Raw genomic sequence first — 17023 nt, 5'->3', positions numbered from 1 at the left:
CGCCAAACTACGGTGCCTCAGGCTCTCGCTTACCCTAAGTATCACTGAGGAAAGCGAAAAATAATTTAATATAGGGCACGTGACACAACGTTTCCGCACTACTCTGACCCAGTCGGCTCGCTCTCATTCGGAGCGAGTCGCCTGGGTTTTTGTGTTGTCGTGGATTCTCCTGCTGACCGCTGCCGTGTGCTGGCCGCTCTTTGTGCCTCACAAGGCCCCGGCTGATGGTCGCTTTGGGGCACCGATGTTCCTGCTGCGCGACATGGTCATCCCCAATCACCCACCGCTTACCGACGCGGCCCTGGGACTCGGCCCCGCTGCGGCACGAGCTGTTCCGCAGGACACCGCACTGTGGGCACTGGGCTACTTTGTGGATGCCAGCCATTGGGTGCGCTTCGGCATGGTGGGCGCCTGTTTGATTGGTGGTCTTGCAGCTGCTGAGCTCGCCCGCAGGTTCACTCGCCACGGCTCGGGCACCAGTAGCGCATCCGGTGCGGGCCTTGTACCCATGACTCCGAGCTTGGCCAGCCAGCTGATTGCACCGACGATGCTGCTCTGGAACCCGTTTGTGGTCGAGCGTTTGCTCCAGGGACAGTGGTCACTGGTCATCGCCGTATTGCTGCTTCCGGCAGTTGTTCTGGCAACGCAGATGGGTAGTGCCTTGTGGCGCACCAGCGCAATTGCCGCTGCGGGTCTCACGCCGACCGGTGCCCTTTTGGCTGGTATCACCGGCATTGTTACCGCTCGCAATAACCGCGACCGCGCTTGGATTGTGGCCACAACAGTAGCGGTCAGTTCACCGTGGCTAGTGGCATCTTTGCTGAACCCGAGTGCAGCTGGGTCCTCTGATGCGGCTGGCGCTGCCGCATTTGCGGCCAGAGCAGAGGCACACGTCGGCACGCTCGGCAGCCTGTTGGGATTGGGTGGCATCTGGAATAAGCAGGCTGTGCCACTGACGCGCGAGGTTGGTTTTTCGGCGATTATGGTGCTGGCACTCCTGGTGCTTATGGGTCTGGGATTCCGTCGTGCCTGGCATTCGCAAGAGCGCTGGCGGGGGCTGATTATCACTGGCGCCACGGCCATCATGCTCGTCGCTCTCGCCGCAACAACGCCGGGCATTTTGATGATGGGTTGGGCGCTGGAGCACATCCCGGGCGCGGGCCTGCTTCGTGATACGCAAAAGTGGATCGCGCTCGCCGTCCCCGCCTATGTCATCCTCGCCGCAAGCGGTGCGGAATACCTGGCACGCCGCGCTCGCGGGGCCACCGCCAATATCGGCCAGTGGTTGGCTACTGGCGTCAGCGCGCTCATCATCATCGCCGCTGTCCCCACGCTGCCCGCCGATGTCGCTCCACTTCGCCCCATTCCGTCATGGGAGGGCTGGTCGGCGGTTTCCGGCGTGGTCGCGCTTGACGACGATCGCGTTGCGGTTCTACCTGCCGGTTCTTACCGCATTATTAATGGGCGTCCTGTCCTCGACCCGGCTACGAAGATTTTGCCCGCTCCGGTGGTGAGCTCTGGCGAACTGATTGTCTCTGGGCAGTCGGTGTCTGGCGAGGGAGCCACAACCGTTGAGCGCACGCTGCTCGGTGGTGCGAAGAGACACGAGGAGCTTGAGTCTGCGCTCCAGAGTCTTCGAGACCAAGGCGTTGGCTGGGTCCTAGTGGAGAATTCGCCCGGCAACTTCGGCGACTCCGCTGACATTGTGGCAGCGTTAGACCCCGTCTATGAAACACCTGACCTGCAGCTATACCATGTCCCCGGCGTTATCGAGCCGGCCACACAACCAAGCCAGGGGGCCTATGCAGCTGCGTGGACAGCCTTTGGAATCTGGACTCTTTGCCTACTCGCTGGGCTGCTGGCGGGGCTACTGACTGGAGTAATGGAAGCGCTACTGCCCCGCCGCAGGTAGCAACTTATCCAGTGTTGGGTTTTCCAAGACATTCAGAACTGCCTCACCGGTCTTGTCCCAGCCAAATTCCGCGGCACGGGCGACGCAGGCCTTGGACATTGCGCGATGCAGTTCGCCGTTATCGAGAATCTGTCGTGTCTTGGCAATCAGGTCAGCTTCATCGCTGGCCAGCAGGCCAGTTTCGCCGTCGTTGACCGAATCGCGCAAGCCCGCCGAGGAGCGATAACCGACCGTCGGCACGCCGTGCTGCGCTGATTCGATGACGGCGAGCCCCCAACCCTCCTTGCGAGAAGGCATCAGGTGCAGACACGCCTTGGAGAGGATGCGGTGTTTGTCCGCCTCGGTGACCTGCCCGTGGAAGACGACGTGGTCCGAAACGCCCTTGTCACGGGCATATTCCACGAGGTTGTCGTGCCACCACCCCGAGCCAATAACATCGAGAATCGCACCTGGACGATCTTGTACAAGATCTGCAAGCACATCGATGGCGTGCTCAATCTGCTTATGCGGAACCAATCGCGACAGCGTCACCAAATGCGGTGCTGGACCGTCGCACTCGGATAGGTCCGCCATGATTTCGGTCGACTGCAACTCCTCCGGAATCGGGTCCACACCATTGCGGATTACCGCGATGCGCCCCGGCGACACTCCAAGTTCTACCAGTTCAGCGGCACTTGGCTCGGAAACTGTGATGTAGCGGCAGCGGCGGTGAATCATCGGCGACAGACGCGACTCGATGAACCACCCAAGCTTGCTAATAATCGGCCCCGCCACTGGCCACTGCTCGCGGTGGCAGTGATGTGTCAGGAGCACCGTCGGTGCGCCGGAGAAAATCCGCGCGAAAAAGGGGACACCGTTTTGGGTATCGACCACGACATCCGGCTTGCCGCCGAGCGCCTTGGCAAGTGGCCCCACGCCAAATCTAGCCCCCAGCATCGCGGTCCAGGAACGCACGTAGACGGAGAAGTTTCCACCAGCGCGGGAGAAAGTCACGCCGTCACGACGTGAAAGGGCCGGTGCGCCTGGGTAGCTGGCCGTGCGGAACACCACAGTGTGGCCTTGGTCGGCAAGGTAACCTGCGACGCGCTCCAAATAGCGCTCACTACCTCCACCTTCGGGATGACCAGTGTCGCGCCAACACAACAATAAGATTTTCATAACAATATGAGCCTAACGCTCGGCACGGCTTTCGTTGCCGCTTTAGCTCAAATCCATACTCCCAGACCCAACCAGTCCATTAGATTGTTTGACGTGACCAGCTTTCGCTTTCCCGCTTTTATCGTCCCGCCCGCTCTGAAAGAGCTGCGCAGCTTTGCTACTCTGTCGCGCTCATTTGAGCTGCTCAACGACTTCAAATACGAGCAAACCGATCCCGATATCTTCTACGGGCACCTTGCCGAAGACACCATCGGCCTCCTAGAAGGCATCGCGGCTGGCGCGGATGGTTCAGTGGGCGCGGTGGATGCGACGGGCACCGTCGGTACGGCGGAGTCGCCGGGCGCAGGGGGCACGTCGTCAAGCGTTACGACGAATACCGCACTGCGTGGCAAGCGCATCCTTGATGTCGGCGGCGGACCCGGGTACTTTGGCCGAGCATTTGCCCAGCGTGGCGTGGAATATTACACCTGTGAACCAGATGTGGGCGAGATGGCGGCGGCGGGTATCAAGCTGGAGTCATCGGTACGCGGATCGGGGCTGGAACTGCCGTTTCGCGATGATGCTTTTGACCTGACATACTCATCGAACGTTGCCGAGCATGTGCCCGAGCCATGGACGATGGGCGAGGAAATGCTGCGTGTGACCAAGCCGGGCGGGCTGGTCGTCTACTCCTACACCATTTGGTACGGCCCATTCGGTGGTCACGAGATGGGGATGACACATTACCTGGGCGGCGACCGCGCGCGGCGCATGTATGAGAAGAAGCACGGCAAGCGGCCGAAGAACTACTTTGGCGAGTCCCTGTTCAAGGTCGGTTGCGGTGAAGGGTTGAAGTGGGCGCGCGCTGCGGCGGAGGCTGTCGACTGTGAACTGCTAGCCGCGTTTCCGCGTTACCACCCGTGGTGGGCCTGGTGGATGGTGCACGTACCGGGGCTGCGCGAGTTCGCGGTGTCGAACCTGGTGCTGGTGCTGCGGAAGCGGTAGGGGGCCAGTTTCTCTCGGAGCGTGCTACCCTGACTTCGTATCGTCTGCCACTAGACTGGGAGCTCAAGCATTTTTACTGATTGAGCGGGGATTTTCACTATGAGTGACGCAGACCGGGCACAGCTGCACAGGACTATTTGGAACATCGCCAACGACTTGCGTGGCAGCGTGGATGGTTGGGATTTTAAGTCTTATGTGCTCGGCATGATGTTCTACCGCTTTATCTCGGAGAAGCTCACCGAGTACATCGATGACGGCGAACGTGCCGCTGGAAATGAGGACGCGGACTACGCTTCCCTTTCTGACGAGGATGCCGAGTGGGGCCGGGCCAGCATTGTCGAGGAAAAGGGCTACTTCATTGTGCCCTCTGAGTTGTTTACCAACGTCTGCAAGCAGGCGGCTGACGAGCACTACCGCGAGAACCTCAATGAACGACTGCAGCAGGTATTCAAAAATATCGAAGCATCTGCAAAAGGCACCGCTAGCGAAAGCGATCTTCAAGGGCTTTTCGACGACATCAACCTAGACAGCAACAAGCTTGGCAACTCGGTCATCGAACGCAATAACAAGATTTACGATCTGATGAGGCACATCGGCAATATGCCTCTCACCGTTAAAGCCGATGACAACTCCATCGACCTATTCGGTGATGCCTACGAGTACTTGATGGGTATGTACGCCTCTCAGGCAGGCAAGTCCGGAGGCGAGTACTACACGCCGCAGGAAGTCTCTGAGCTGCTGACCCGGATTACCGTGGTGGGAAAGAAGAGCGTGAACAGGGTGTACGACCCAGCTGTCGGCTCTGGTTCGCTGCTGTTGAAATTCAAGAAGGTGCTTGGCGAAGGCGGTGTCCGCGAGGGCTACTACGGCCAGGAAATCAACCTGACCACGTATAACTTGGCACGCATCAACATGTTCCTGCACGATGTGAACTTCGATAATTTCGACATTGCGCTGGGCAATACCCTCACCGAACCTGCACACTGGGATAACCAGCCGTTTGAGGCAATCGTGTCCAACCCGCCCTACTCCATCAAGTGGGAGGGCGACAACAATCCTCTGCTGATTAACGATCCACGCTACGCACCGGCGGGCGTCCTGGCCCCGAAATCGAAGGCCGATTTGGCTTTTACGATGCATATTCTCTCGTGGCTTGCGACGAACGGCACTGCCGCAATTGTTGAGTTCCCCGGTGTGCTTTACCGTGGCGGCGCGGAGAAGAAAATCCGCAAGTACCTGGTGGATAACAACTATGTGGATACGGTTATCCAGTTGCCGCCGGATCTTTTCTTCGGCACTACCATCGCGACCTGCATCATCGTGTTGAAGAAGTCGAAAAAGGACAATTCGGTTCTCTTCATCGATGCCTCCGCAGAGTTTGAGCGAAGTGGCAACAAGAACCGACTAAATGAGAAGAATCAGAAGAAGATTCTGGATTCCTTCACTGCCCGCGAGGATGTGGAGTATTTCACCAAGCTGGTGCCCGCTGAGGAGATTGCAGAAAACGACTACAACATCGCGGTTTCCTCCTATGTCGAGCCGGAGGACACCCGCGAGGTCATTGACATCGTGGAGCTGAATAAGCAGATTGTTGGCATCGTGGAGCGCCAGCGTCAGCTGCGCGAGGCCATCGATGAGATTGTGGCAGATCTTGAGGGAACCCGCACCGATGTCTGACACGAACGGCGACATGAGCATGGCGTCTGCGGGCGAGCTGGTGATGTTCCGCACGGACGACGGCGCTACTCGCATTGAGGTACGGCTTGTCGACGAAACCGTGTGGCTCACTCAGGCCCAGATGGTGGAGCTGTTTCAATCGTCAAAGGCGAACGTCTCCGAACATATTAGGAATGTGTTTGCGGAAGGTGAGCTTCCCAGGTCAGAGGCAACTGTTCGGAAATTCCGAACAGTTCAACTCGAAGGTTCAAGGGAAGTTTCGCGCGAGCGGGAGCACTACAACCTCGACGTGATTATCTCCGTGGGCTACCGAGTGAGGTCCTTGCGGGGTACTCAGTTCCGACAGTGGGCACTAGGGGTTTTGCGCGAATACCTGATTAAGGGCTTCGCCATGGACGATGAGCGGCTGAAAGAGGGCGGAGGCGGAACGTACTGGCGTGAATTGCTGGAGCGTATTCGTGACATTCGCTCTAGCGAGAAGGTCATTCATCGTCAGGTTCTAGACTTGTATGCCACCAGCGTGGATTACGACCCGCGGGCCGCTGTGAGTAAGAAGTTCTTTGCGACAGTCCAGAATAAGCTTCATTTTGGTGCTCACGGCCACACGGCAGCCGAGGTGGTTTACGAGCGTTCGGATGCCACAAAGCCAAACATGGGGTTGACGAATTGGAAGGGCGAGCGCATCACCAAGGCCGAGGTGGAGATTGCCAAAAACTACCTTGCCGAGGACGAACTAAAACGCCTGAATACCTTGGTTTCTGCCTACTTCGATGCGGCAGAATTCCGTGCGCAGATGCACCAGCCAACGTATATGGCGGACTGGATGGATCACCTCACCACAATGATTGCGGCCATGGGTGGCAAGTCTTTGGAGGGAGAAGGAACGGTTTCCCACCGCCAAGCTGTACAGAAGGCCCATGAGGAATACGAGAAGTACAAAACTGTGATGGATACCCAACCCAGTGGCGTGGAACGGGATTATCTCAAGGAAATCACTGCAGTTCAGAAACAGATTCAGCAACCACCGAAGGAGCAGAAGTGAACCAGATCGAAAAGCTCATCGAGGAACTCTGCCCGAATGGTGTGGAGTACAAGCCGCTGGGCGAGGTAGCCCACTATGTGAAAGAAAAGGTTGATGCTTCGGTACTTACTGCCGATAACTTCGTGGGCGTCGAAAACCTACTTCAAAACAAACGAGGAAAAATAAAGACAACTAGAGGCCCGAACACTAGTAAAGTTACGGCTTACAAAATTGGCGACATTCTACTCGGAAATATTAGGCCATACTTAAAGAAGATCTGGCTATCCAGCAATAGTGGAGGTTGCAGTGGCGATGTGCTTGCAATAAGAATTTCGGACAGCTCTTCTAAATCCCTAATGCCAGAATTCCTCTTTTACGTACTCTCCAGTGACAAGTTTTTTAACTTTAATAATTCTCATGCCACAGGCGGAAAAATGCCACGTGGAAACAAGAAAAAGATTCTTGATTACCGAGTGCCACAACCACCCTTTCGAGTTCAACAAGAAATTGTAAGAATCCTCGACACCTTCCAATCGCTGGAAGCGGAGCTGGAAGCGGAGCTGGAAGCGAGGAGAAAGCAGTATGAGTTTTATCGTGACCAACTGCTGACGTTTACCGAGAGAGAGAGAGGAGTCCGGCGAGTAACATTGAGAGAAATCGGCAATGTATGCATGTGCAAACGCATACTCAAGTCTCAAACTACCCCGAATGGCGATATCCCTTTTTACAAAATCGGCACTTTTGGAACAACTCCAGACTCCTTCATTTCTCGGGAAATATTCGAAGAATATAAAAGCAAACACCCTTTCCCAAAACCTGGATCAATTTTAATTTCCGCTTCTGGAACCATCGGAAGAACTGTTGAATACTTAGGAGAGGACGCATACTATCAGGATTCAAATATTGTATGGATTGATAACAATGAATCCTTAGTGCTTAATTCTTACTTAAAACATTGGTATAAGACTATTGATTGGAAAACAGACGGAGGTACAATTCGCCGTTTATATAACAACCGTCTCCTAAGAACCGAAATATCTTTTCCTCTCCTCGAAGAACAGCAGCGCATCGTGAATATTCTCGACAAGTTCGATGCACTCGTGAACGACCTCACCTCCGGCCTGCCTGCCGAGATTGAAGCTCGCCGGAAGCAGTACGAGTACTACCGGGATCAACTACTGACTTTTAAGGAATTGGCAGCATGAACCAGGACGGCGTCGGCAAGCGACGAGTAACCAAGTACGACCCGATTGCTGTCGGTGAGGAGAGTACCGTCGTCGCGGAGTACCAGGCCGAGGAGCGCACCTCGGAGGACTACCAAACTGAGGCGCAACTGGAGCAAGAACTCATCGACATCCTCCAGTCGCAGGCCTACGACTACCTGCCTATCCACAGCGAAGCAGATCTCGTTGCCAACCTTCGCCGCCAACTAGAAACCCTCAACCACGTCACCTTCAGCGACGCGGAATGGGAACGGTTCTATCGCACCTGCATCACCAGCGCCAACGACGGAATCAAGGAAAAGACCCGTCGCATCCACGAAGACCACATTCAGGTTCTTACGCGTGACGACGGCACAAGCAAAAACATCCGACTGCTGGATAAAGCAAATATCCATAACAACCGGCTGCAGGTCATTAACCAGTACGAGGTGGAAAAGGGCGAAAGCGGTGCGAAACACTCCAATCGTTACGACGTCACCATCCTGGTCAATGGCCTTCCCATGGTGCATATCGAACTCAAGCGTCGTGGCGTAGAGCTGCGTGAAGCCTTTAACCAGATCAGGCGCTACCAGCGTGACTCTTTCTGGTCTGGCGACGGTTTGTTCGATTATGTGCAGCTGTTTGTCATCAGTAACGGCACGCTGACCAAGTACTACTCCAACACCACCCGTGAACTGCACATCAAGGAAACGGGAGGAAAAGGCCGCCCAGCACGCGGTGCTAAGAGCTTTGAATTCACATCGTGGTGGGCTGACGCAAACAACCAACCCATCCGGGATCTTGTTGGCTTCACTAAGACATTCCTGTCCAAGCACTCGCTTCTCAATATTCTGACTAAGTTCTGCGTCTTCACCGCCGCGGAAGAACTACTGGTGATGCGCCCGTACCAGATTGTCGCTGCTGAGAAGATTCTGCAACGAATTGAGATTTCCAATAACTATCGTGAACGCCTTGGCACCACGGAGGCCGGCGGCTACATCTGGCACACGACCGGTTCGGGGAAAACCCTCACCTCATTCAAGGCAGCACAGCTGGCTAGCAAACTTTCGCATGTAGATAAGGTCCTTTTTGTCGTCGACCGCAAGGACCTCGACTACCAGACCATGCGTGAATACGACCGCTTCCAAAAGGGTGCTGCGAACTCCAACACCTCGACCGCCGTGCTGAAGAAGCAGCTGGAAGACGACGATGCGGCCATCATCATCACCACAATTCAGAAGCTGTCGAACTTCATCGCAGGCAACAAACACCACGATGTCTACAGCAAGCACGTGGTCATCATCTTCGACGAATGCCACCGCTCCCAATTCGGTGACATGCACACTGCCATCACGAAGGCGTTCAAGAAATACAACCTCTTCGGTTTCACCGGAACGCCCATCTTCGCCGACAACTCCACCAGCGGCACCAAGGCCAACCTCAAAACCACCGAGCAGGCGTTCGGCAAACGACTCCACGCCTACACCATCGTTGACGCCATCACTGATAAGAATGTCCTGCCCTTCCGGATTGACTACGTCAACACCATCTCGGTTGGCAACGTTAAGGACAAGGAAGTCACAGGCATCGACACCGAAGGCGCACTCCTGGCGGAGCCACGCTTGAAAAACGTCGTTGCCTACACGCTCGAGCACTTCGCCCAGAAGACGAAGCGGGAATCCTTCTACGAACACCGTGTTGTCGAAAACGTATCCGCCTCAGCAAAGGCCCGACACCGCGGTCGAATCAAGGAAATCAAGAAAGAGCAACGAGTTCGTGGCTTCAACGCTATCTTCGCCACCGCTTCTGTCGATGCTGCCTACACCTACTACAACCTCTTCAAAGAAGCGCAAGCGTCACTGCCAGAAGCAGAGCGCCTGAAGATTGCCATGATTTACTCATTCGCGCCAAATGAGGCCGAAAAGGATGAGTCACCGACGCTTCCGTCGTCAAGCGAAACGAAGAGCGATCCGGCAGCTACTGCTGTGGCCGACGAGACAGGCCTGCTCCTTGAAGAGGGCATGGAGCCCGAGCAGTTACCCAAGGTTGCGCGCGATTACCTGGAAGCGGCGATTGCCGACTACAACGGGTATTTCAAGACCAACTACGACACCTCGGCCGAGAAATTCCAGAACTACTACAAAGACCTCTCCCTGCGAATGAAGAACAGGGAAGTCGATATGACCATCGTGGTCAACATGTTCCTCACCGGATTCGACGCCACTACCTTGAACACGCTGTTCGTGGACAAGAACCTGAAATACCACGGGTTGATTCAGGCATTCTCGCGTACCAACCGAATCCTCAATTCCGTCAAGACGTACGGCAACATTGTCTGCTTCCGAGACCTCGAAGACGCCACAAATCAGGCGCTGCGGCTCTTCGGCGATACCAAGGCGCAAAGCGTGGTACTGCTTAAGCCCTACGCTGAGTACTTTGCCGAATATGCCAAGCTAGTGAAGCGACTGCTCCAGGAATACCCGCTGGATAAGGTCATTGTTGGCGAGAAGGCGAAGAAGGAGTTCATCAAGCTCTTCGGCGCGATTCTGCGTGTCCAAAACATCCTGACTTCCTTCGACCAATTCGCTGATGACGCGCTGTTGACGCCGCGCCAGGAGCAGGATTACCGCAGTATCTACCTCGACCTTTTTGCGGAATTCCGTACTGAAAGCGACGGGGACCGGGAGTCCATCAATGACGATGTCGTCTTCGAGATGGAGCTAATCAAGCAGGTCGAGATCAATGTCGACTACATTCTCATGCTCGTCGAGCAATACCGTGAAACCCACGGCAGCGACGAGAGAGAAGAAATTCGTGCCCAGATTTCTCGTGCTGCAAACTCCAGCCCATCGCTGCGGAACAAGCGCGACCTGATTGAAGAGTTCGTCAGCACCGTGAGCCTGACACAGCCCGTTGATGAGCAGTGGGAGGAGTTCATCAGGACCAAACGCACGGAAGAACTCAATGCGATCATCACGGAAGAAAGACTGCGGATGCCCACTGCGCAATCTTTCATTGAAGAGGCGCTGACCACCGGCATTGTCAGCACGCTTGGCACCGGAATTGTTCGAGTTCTTCCACCAATGTCGCGGTTTACCCCAGGTAATGAGCGTGAAAAGGTCAAGACGCGGGTGCTGCAGCGCATCCAGGCCTTTGTCGAACGCTATCAGAACTTGGGGTTCGCCGAGGATGATGGAGAGGCGGCATGATGGTTGCGGGCGGACGTTTGCGGGGGCTGGAGGGGCTGACGGAGTGGCAGCTGGGCGGGCGTAACGGTTAGGCCTTCACATAGCAGACCGTTACCGCCTCACTTCCGCGACTCCACGCCCCAAACTACTTATGTAATTACCCCCGGTTTCTCCCATAACCGCAGGTGGGAGACTACAGCGAGTCAACTTCCTCCCCAGCACCCCTCAAATCACCCCCGCCAATCCGGCATTCGTTATAGAGTGACGCACGACACTTTACGACGAATCTGTGAGGTAAAAACACATGACTTCCGCCACCATTCAGCCGGGCGGCGAAGCCTTCATTTACGAGGCAATTCGCACCCCGCGCGGCAAGGGCAAGAAGGACGGCTCCCTCCACGAGGTACGCCCGGTATCGCTTCTCGTCGGCCTCATCGACGAAATCCGCAATCGTTTCCCTGACCTGGACGAAGAGCGCATCAGCGACCTCATCGTTGGCTGCGTCAGCCCGGTCGGCGACCAGGGTGCGGACATTGCCCGGACCGCAGCACTCACCGCAGGTCTGCCGTACCGCACCGGCGGTGTCCAGATCAACCGCTTCTGCGCTTCGGGCCTCTCCGCCATCAACTTGGCTGCTCAGAAAGTCCGCTCCGGCATGGACGAGCTCGTCCTCGCCGGTGGCGTCGAGTCCATGTCCCGCGTGCCAATGATGTCCGACGGCGGTGCAATGGCGATGGACGCACAGGTCTCGTTTGCGACCGACTTCGTCCCGCAGGGTATTTCCGCTGACCTGATTGCATCGCTCGACGGCTTTGACCGTGAGTCCCTCGACGAGATGGCAGCACTCTCCCACGCTCGTGCCGCAAAGGCTTGGTCTGAGGGCCGCTTTGACCGCTCCGTCGTCCCAGTCAAGGACGCTAACGGCCTGACCATCCTCGATCGTGATGAGACCATCCGCGAAGGCGTCTCCGCAGAGTCCCTCTCCGGTCTGCGCGCAGCCTTCACCATGATGGGTGAGCAGGGCGGCTTCGACGCAGTTGCACTGAAGAAGTACCCGCAGCTTGAGCGCATTAACCACGTCCACCATGCAGGTAACTCCTCCGGCATCGTCGATGGCGCTGCACTGACTCTGGTTGGCTCTGAGAAGGCCGGCGCAGACATGGGTCTGACCCCACGCGCACGCGTTGTCGCCACCGCCGTCAATGGTGTCGAGCCGACCATCATGCTGACCGGTATCGAGCCGGCTGTCCGCGAGGCACTGGCCAAGGCCAACCTGACCGTCGACGATATCGACGTCTGGGAAATCAACGAGGCGTTTGCCGCCGTCGTCAAGCACGCTCAGCAGAACCTGGGCATCGACTACGACAAGCTCAACATCAACGGTGGCGCAATGGCCATGGGTCACCCGCTGGGTGCAACCGGTGCCATGATCACCGGCGCCGCAATCGACGAGCTGCACCGCACCGGTGGCCGCTACGCTCTCATCTCGCTCTGCGTGGCTGGCGGCATGGGTGTTGCAACCATCATCGAGCGCGTCTAAAGCAAACCGGAACGAAACTCACAGCGACAATTACCGCGGTCACACCGCGATAACCACAAAGGACTGACTGATTTATGAGCACAGATAACATGTTCCGGTGGGATCAGGACGACGCCGGAATCGTCACCCTCACCATGGATGACCCGAATGCGCCGGTCAACACCATGAACAAGACCTTCCAGGACGACATCTGCGCCACCGTGGAGCGCCTGGAAAACGAAATTGGCGACGGCTCTGAGACCTCCATCAAGGGCATCATCATCACCTCTGCGAAGAAGACCTTCTTCGCAGGCGGCGACATCAAGCAGATGTCCAAGGCCACTGAAGACGATGCAGCTGACATGTTCGGCATGGTCGAGGACATGAAGGCCTCCCTGCGTCGCCTGGAGAAGCTCCCGGTGCCGATTGTTGCTGCCATCAATGGCGCAGCACTGGGCGGCGGCCTCGAGGTCGCGCTGGCTGCTAACCACCGCGTTGCTGCCGATGTCCGCGGTTCCAAGATTGGCCTGCCAGAGGTCACCCTCGGCCTGCTGCCGGGTGGCGGCGGCGTTTCCCGCGTCGTGCGCATGCTGGGCATTCAGGACGCGCTGATGAAGGTCATTCTGACCGGCGCTCAGATGAACCCGGGCAAGGCCCTCGCAGCTGGCCTCGTTGACGAGGTTGTTGCTCCGGAGCAGCTCATCGACACCGCCCGCGCATGGCTGACCAGCGAAGACGCCAAGGCCGCACAGCCGTGGGATGAGAAGGGCTTCAAGATCCCAGGCGGTGACCCGAAGACTCCTAAGTTCGCAATGAACCTGCCGTCCTTCCCGGCAAACCTGACCAAGCAGCTCAAGGGCTCCCCGATGAAGGCTCCGCGCCTTGCGATGCAGGCTGCCATCGAGGGCTCTCAGGTCGACATCGACACCGCACTGCGTATCGAGTCCCGCTACTTCACCGAACTGGTCACCGGTACCCAGTCGAAGAACATGATGCAGGCGTTCTTCTTCGACCTCAACCACGCTCAGGGCGGCGGCTCCCGTCCGCTGCAGGCTGACGGCACCCCGTACCCGAAGCGTGAGTTTAAGAAGGTGGCCGTTGTTGGCGCCGGCATGATGGGCGCAGGTATCGCCTACGTGTGTGCAAAGGCTGGCATGGAAGTTGTCCTGAAGGACATTTCCCTGGAGAACGCCGAGCGCGGCAAGTCCTACTCCGAGGGCCTGGAGGCGAAGGCTCTCAAGCGCGGTCGCACCACTGAGGAGAAGTCCGCAGCACTGCTGAACCGCATCAAGCCGACCGAGTCCTACGACGACCTGGCCGACGTCGACCTGGTCATTGAGGCCGTCTTCGAGAACACCGACCTCAAGCACAAGGTTCACGCCGAGATCGAGGCCGCAGTTCCGGAGACCTGCATCCTGGGCTCCAACACCTCCACCCTGCCGATTACCGAGCTGGCTTCCCACGTCAAGCGTGAGAAGGACTTCATCGGCCTGCACTTCTTCTCCCCGGTGGACAAGATGCAGCTGATTGAGATCATCTCCGGCGACAACACCGACCCGGCAATCCTCGCCGCTTCGCTGGACTTCGCTGTTGCAATCCGCAAGATCCCGATTGTTGTCACCGACTCCCGCGGTTTCTACACCTCCCGCGTCATCGGCACCGTCATCAACGAGGCCCTGCGCATGGTCGCTGAGGGCTACGACCCGGCCATCATCGAGGCCGCTGGTCGCCAGGCTGGTTACCCGGCACCGCAGCTCCAGCTTGCCGACGAGCTGAACCTCAAACTCATGGAGAAGATCGCTGGCGAGACCCGCGCTGCCGCCGAGGCTGCAGGCCAGACCCTGGACGAGGGCGGCGTACCGGCTCTGGTCGAGGCCATGCTGCACAAGTTCGAGCGCCCGGGCAAGCTCGAGGGCAAGGGCTTTTACGAGTACGTCGACGGCAAGCGCTCCGGTCTCTGGCCGGGCCTGTTCAACGAGCTCCGCGAAGAGCTGAACATCACCCCGATCGCTCCGGAGGACACCGACCTGCAGGAGCTGGTTGACCGCATGCTCTTCATCGAGGCCATCGAGACTCAGAAGTGCGTCGACGAGGGCGTTCTGCTTCACGACGCCGACGGCAACATCGGCTCCATCTTCGGTATCGGCTACCCGGCCTGGACCGGTGGTACTCGCCAGTTCATTAAGAACTACGACGGCGCCACTGTTGTCGACCCGGCCGCAGCTCACCCGGAGCGCCGCGGCGTCGCGGGCTTCGTCGAGCGCGCCGAAGAGCTGGCCGCTAAGCACGGTGAGCGCTTCAACGCTCCGGAGTCCCTGAAGAAGTAAGGCTACCCCGAGCGCACCCCGGTTGCTGGAATTGTTCCAGTAACCGGGGTTTTTCGCCTTCGAGATCACCTCTACGCGCGTAGCACCGCTGAACGCACCAGCGCGCCAACCCCAATTCGGCCTACCCGTTAAACTGCGCACATGGCTCGAAATGTCGCTGATCTTCCCACCGCACTGCCTGAACTCGCTATCTCCCAGGAGGGATTCGCCGCCCCATCACCGCAGCTGGTCATGCTTAACGACGAGCTCGCGACCCAACTCGGTCTCTCCCCACAGTGGCTCCGGTCAGACGCTGGCCTGAAGTTCCTCACTGGCCGCGGCGCCGATCACGGAGTCGGCCAGGAAACCGATACCCCACTCGGCGCATACACAACCCCGATGGCCACGGCCTATGCCGGCCACCAGTTCGGCAACTTCGCAGGCCTACTCGGTGATGGTCGCGCGCTCTTGCTTGCCACAGTTGAGGCTGAACCGGGGCTGACTGGGCTGCACTGTCCGCCTAACCAGCCCGACTGCCCCAAAGAGACAACCCACAGCGACAACACCCAGTCCTACGAGATTCAGGCGAAAGGCACCGGCCCCACGCCCTTTTCCCGTGGCGGTGACGGCAAAGCCACGCTGACCTCCGCGCTGCGGGAGTACCTCATCAGCGAAGCCATGTATGCGCTCGGCATCCCCACCACCCGCGCGCTGGCGGTCATCAAAACCGGCGAAGAGATTTACCGCGGCTCGCAAACCCCATTCGACAACACCGACCCCACCACCGAACTTCAACCGGGTGGCATCGTCGTGCGCGTAGCATCCAGCCACCTGCGAGTTGGCACGTTCGAGCTGGTCGCTCGCTCCGGAACGGACACCGGAATCATGGATCGGCTCATCGAGTTCGCCGCGCAGCGGCATGGCTACGAGGGTTCGGCGGAGTCGGTTCTCCGGGACGTCGTCAAGCGGCAAGCCAATCTCGTTGCGGCGTGGCTGGCCTGCGGATTTGTCCACGGCGTGATGAACACCGACAATGCCAGCATCGCGGGCGAGACCATCGACTTTGGGCCGTGTGCGTTTCTGGATGCGCACGATTCGCGGGCGGTGTTTAGCAGCATTGATCACGGCGGTCGGTACGCGTACGGCGCGCAGCCAACAATCGCGGGGTGGAACATGTCGACGCTCGCGGAGACATTGCTACCGCATTTCGCAGGCACCCCGGAGGATGCCCTCGCACGCGCCCGCGACCTCCTGGGCGAATTCGCCGACGAGTTCACCGATGCGCTCAGCCGCAGGTGGCTGCCCAAGTTGGGGATTCTCCCCTCGCTTTACGACGACCCGCTGGCCATCCCCCTGGTGCAGCAGTGGCAGGCGTTGCTGGCGAAGTTTGGGCTCGACCATACGAATGCTCATCGGGCGCTGATTGAGGTTCTGGCCGATGGTGATGGGGATACAGTTGCTGCGTTGGCTGCGCTGACCAGGCTGACCGCTGATCCTGCGTTCCCCGCCGCCGCGGCTGAGTGGGGGCAGTTGTGGAAGCAGACGCGGGAAGAGCTGGGAATCGACCAGACGACGGCCCTGACACTTATGGAGGAAACGAATCCGCTGTATATTCCGCGAAACTACCTGGTCACGGAAGCGTTAGCGGCGGCAGGGGCGGGGGATCTGACCGACTACCGGCACCTGCTGGAGGCGGTAACCAACCCCTTTGAGTCGCAAGACGTCCCAGCGGGGTTCACGGAGCCGGCACCGCGGGAGTTGGGTGCTTTCCGCTCGTACTGCGGGACTTAATGCGCTGTCTCTCCGCCTCCTTCAAAGTCCACTTCCTCTTCCAAAACCCACTTCACGACACGGGTGTCACCTCGTGCCAACTGTGGAGGTGGCATGAGGTGACATAGCTGTCGTGAAGTCGCGGATGGGGCCCGCGGACGGGCCCAACGCGGGTAGGGCCCTGACTGAGTGCCAGCGGCGCGGAGAACCAAAGGGCAACCCCTGCGGGGGTGCCAGGATGTTACAACGTTGCACCACTGCACAGGATTAACTCCCCAATCGAGGG

At 58.1% G+C, this 17023-nt stretch carries 10 protein-coding genes; 9 read left to right on the top strand and 1 reads right to left on the bottom strand.

The window, feature by feature from the left end:
- Positions 1–79: 79 nt before the first annotated feature.
- The gene (locus QP995_RS05635; RefSeq protein ID WP_070595690.1) at positions 80–1912 is read left to right on the top strand and encodes an MmpA family trehalose lipid delivery protein; all 1833 of its coding nucleotides are present in this window, start codon (positions 80–82) and stop codon (positions 1910–1912) included.
- Here the strand turns inward: QP995_RS05635 and QP995_RS05630 are convergent.
- On the bottom strand, positions 1892–3070 hold the full coding sequence (locus tag QP995_RS05630) for a glycosyltransferase family 4 protein (protein WP_284853008.1): 1179 nt from the start codon (positions 3068–3070) through the stop codon (positions 1892–1894). The genes QP995_RS05635 and QP995_RS05630 overlap by 21 nt on opposite strands.
- 93 nt (positions 3071–3163) lie before the next feature.
- Here QP995_RS05630 and QP995_RS05625 point away from each other — a divergent pair, with 93 nt between their 5' ends.
- The 8 genes from QP995_RS05625 to QP995_RS05590 all read left to right on the top strand — a co-directional run bounded on the left by QP995_RS05625 (position 3164) and on the right by QP995_RS05590 (position 16758).
- Positions 3164–4054 (top strand): class I SAM-dependent methyltransferase, encoded by an 891-nt coding sequence (locus tag QP995_RS05625; protein WP_284853007.1) that lies wholly within the window; start codon positions 3164–3166, stop codon positions 4052–4054.
- 99 nt (positions 4055–4153) lie between these two features.
- Positions 4154–5731, top strand: coding sequence for a type I restriction-modification system subunit M (locus QP995_RS05620; RefSeq protein ID WP_049191026.1), 1578 nt, complete (start codon positions 4154–4156; stop codon positions 5729–5731).
- Positions 5724–6773, top strand: a complete 1050-nt coding sequence (locus QP995_RS05615; protein WP_049193183.1) for a virulence RhuM family protein — start codon at positions 5724–5726, stop codon at positions 6771–6773. Before QP995_RS05620 ends, QP995_RS05615 begins: the two co-directional genes overlap by 8 nt.
- Positions 6770–7957: a restriction endonuclease subunit S gene (locus QP995_RS05610; protein WP_070767105.1), complete on the top strand. Its 1188-nt coding sequence runs from the start codon at positions 6770–6772 to the stop codon at positions 7955–7957. The genes QP995_RS05615 and QP995_RS05610 overlap by 4 nt, the downstream gene beginning before the upstream one ends.
- Positions 7954–11163: a type I restriction endonuclease subunit R gene (locus tag QP995_RS05605; protein WP_284853006.1), complete on the top strand. Its 3210-nt coding sequence runs from the start codon at positions 7954–7956 to the stop codon at positions 11161–11163. The genes QP995_RS05610 and QP995_RS05605 overlap by 4 nt, the downstream gene beginning before the upstream one ends.
- Positions 11164–11446: 283 nt before the next feature.
- Positions 11447–12682 (top strand): acetyl-CoA C-acetyltransferase, encoded by a 1236-nt coding sequence (locus QP995_RS05600; RefSeq protein WP_048760224.1) that lies wholly within the window; start codon positions 11447–11449, stop codon positions 12680–12682.
- Positions 12683–12756: 74 nt separating this feature from the next.
- Positions 12757–14988: a 3-hydroxyacyl-CoA dehydrogenase NAD-binding domain-containing protein gene (locus QP995_RS05595; protein ID WP_049193177.1), complete on the top strand. Its 2232-nt coding sequence runs from the start codon at positions 12757–12759 to the stop codon at positions 14986–14988.
- 141 nt (positions 14989–15129) lie between these two features.
- Entirely contained in the window at positions 15130–16758 is a 1629-nt protein-coding gene (locus tag QP995_RS05590) for a protein adenylyltransferase SelO family protein (protein ID WP_284853005.1), read from the top strand.
- Positions 16759–17023 lie beyond the last annotated feature (265 nt).

The sequence above is a fragment of the Corynebacterium sp. MSK032 genome (assembly GCF_030232065.1).
Lineage (GTDB): Bacteria > Actinomycetota > Actinomycetes > Mycobacteriales > Mycobacteriaceae > Corynebacterium > Corynebacterium jeikeium_D.
The sequence above is the reverse complement of the archived record's forward strand: the minus strand, read 5'-3'. Positions and strand labels throughout refer to the sequence as shown.

What these genes read in the sequence shown, in the direction of transcription:
- QP995_RS05630 (WP_284853008.1), bottom strand. Translation starts at nt 3,070, where the DNA reads ATGAAAATCTTATTGTTGTGTTGGCGCGACACTGGTCATCCCGAAGGT.
- QP995_RS05620 (WP_049191026.1), top strand. Translation starts at nt 4,154, where the DNA reads ATGAGTGACGCAGACCGGGCACAGCTGCACAGGACTATTTGGAACATC.
- QP995_RS05615 (WP_049193183.1), top strand. Translation starts at nt 5,724, where the DNA reads ATGTCTGACACGAACGGCGACATGAGCATGGCGTCTGCGGGCGAGCTG.
- QP995_RS05605 (WP_284853006.1), top strand. Translation starts at nt 7,954, where the DNA reads ATGAACCAGGACGGCGTCGGCAAGCGACGAGTAACCAAGTACGACCCG.
- QP995_RS05600 (WP_048760224.1), top strand. Translation starts at nt 11,447, where the DNA reads ATGACTTCCGCCACCATTCAGCCGGGCGGCGAAGCCTTCATTTACGAG.
- QP995_RS05595 (WP_049193177.1), top strand. Translation starts at nt 12,757, where the DNA reads ATGAGCACAGATAACATGTTCCGGTGGGATCAGGACGACGCCGGAATC.
- QP995_RS05590 (WP_284853005.1), top strand. Translation starts at nt 15,130, where the DNA reads ATGGCTCGAAATGTCGCTGATCTTCCCACCGCACTGCCTGAACTCGCT.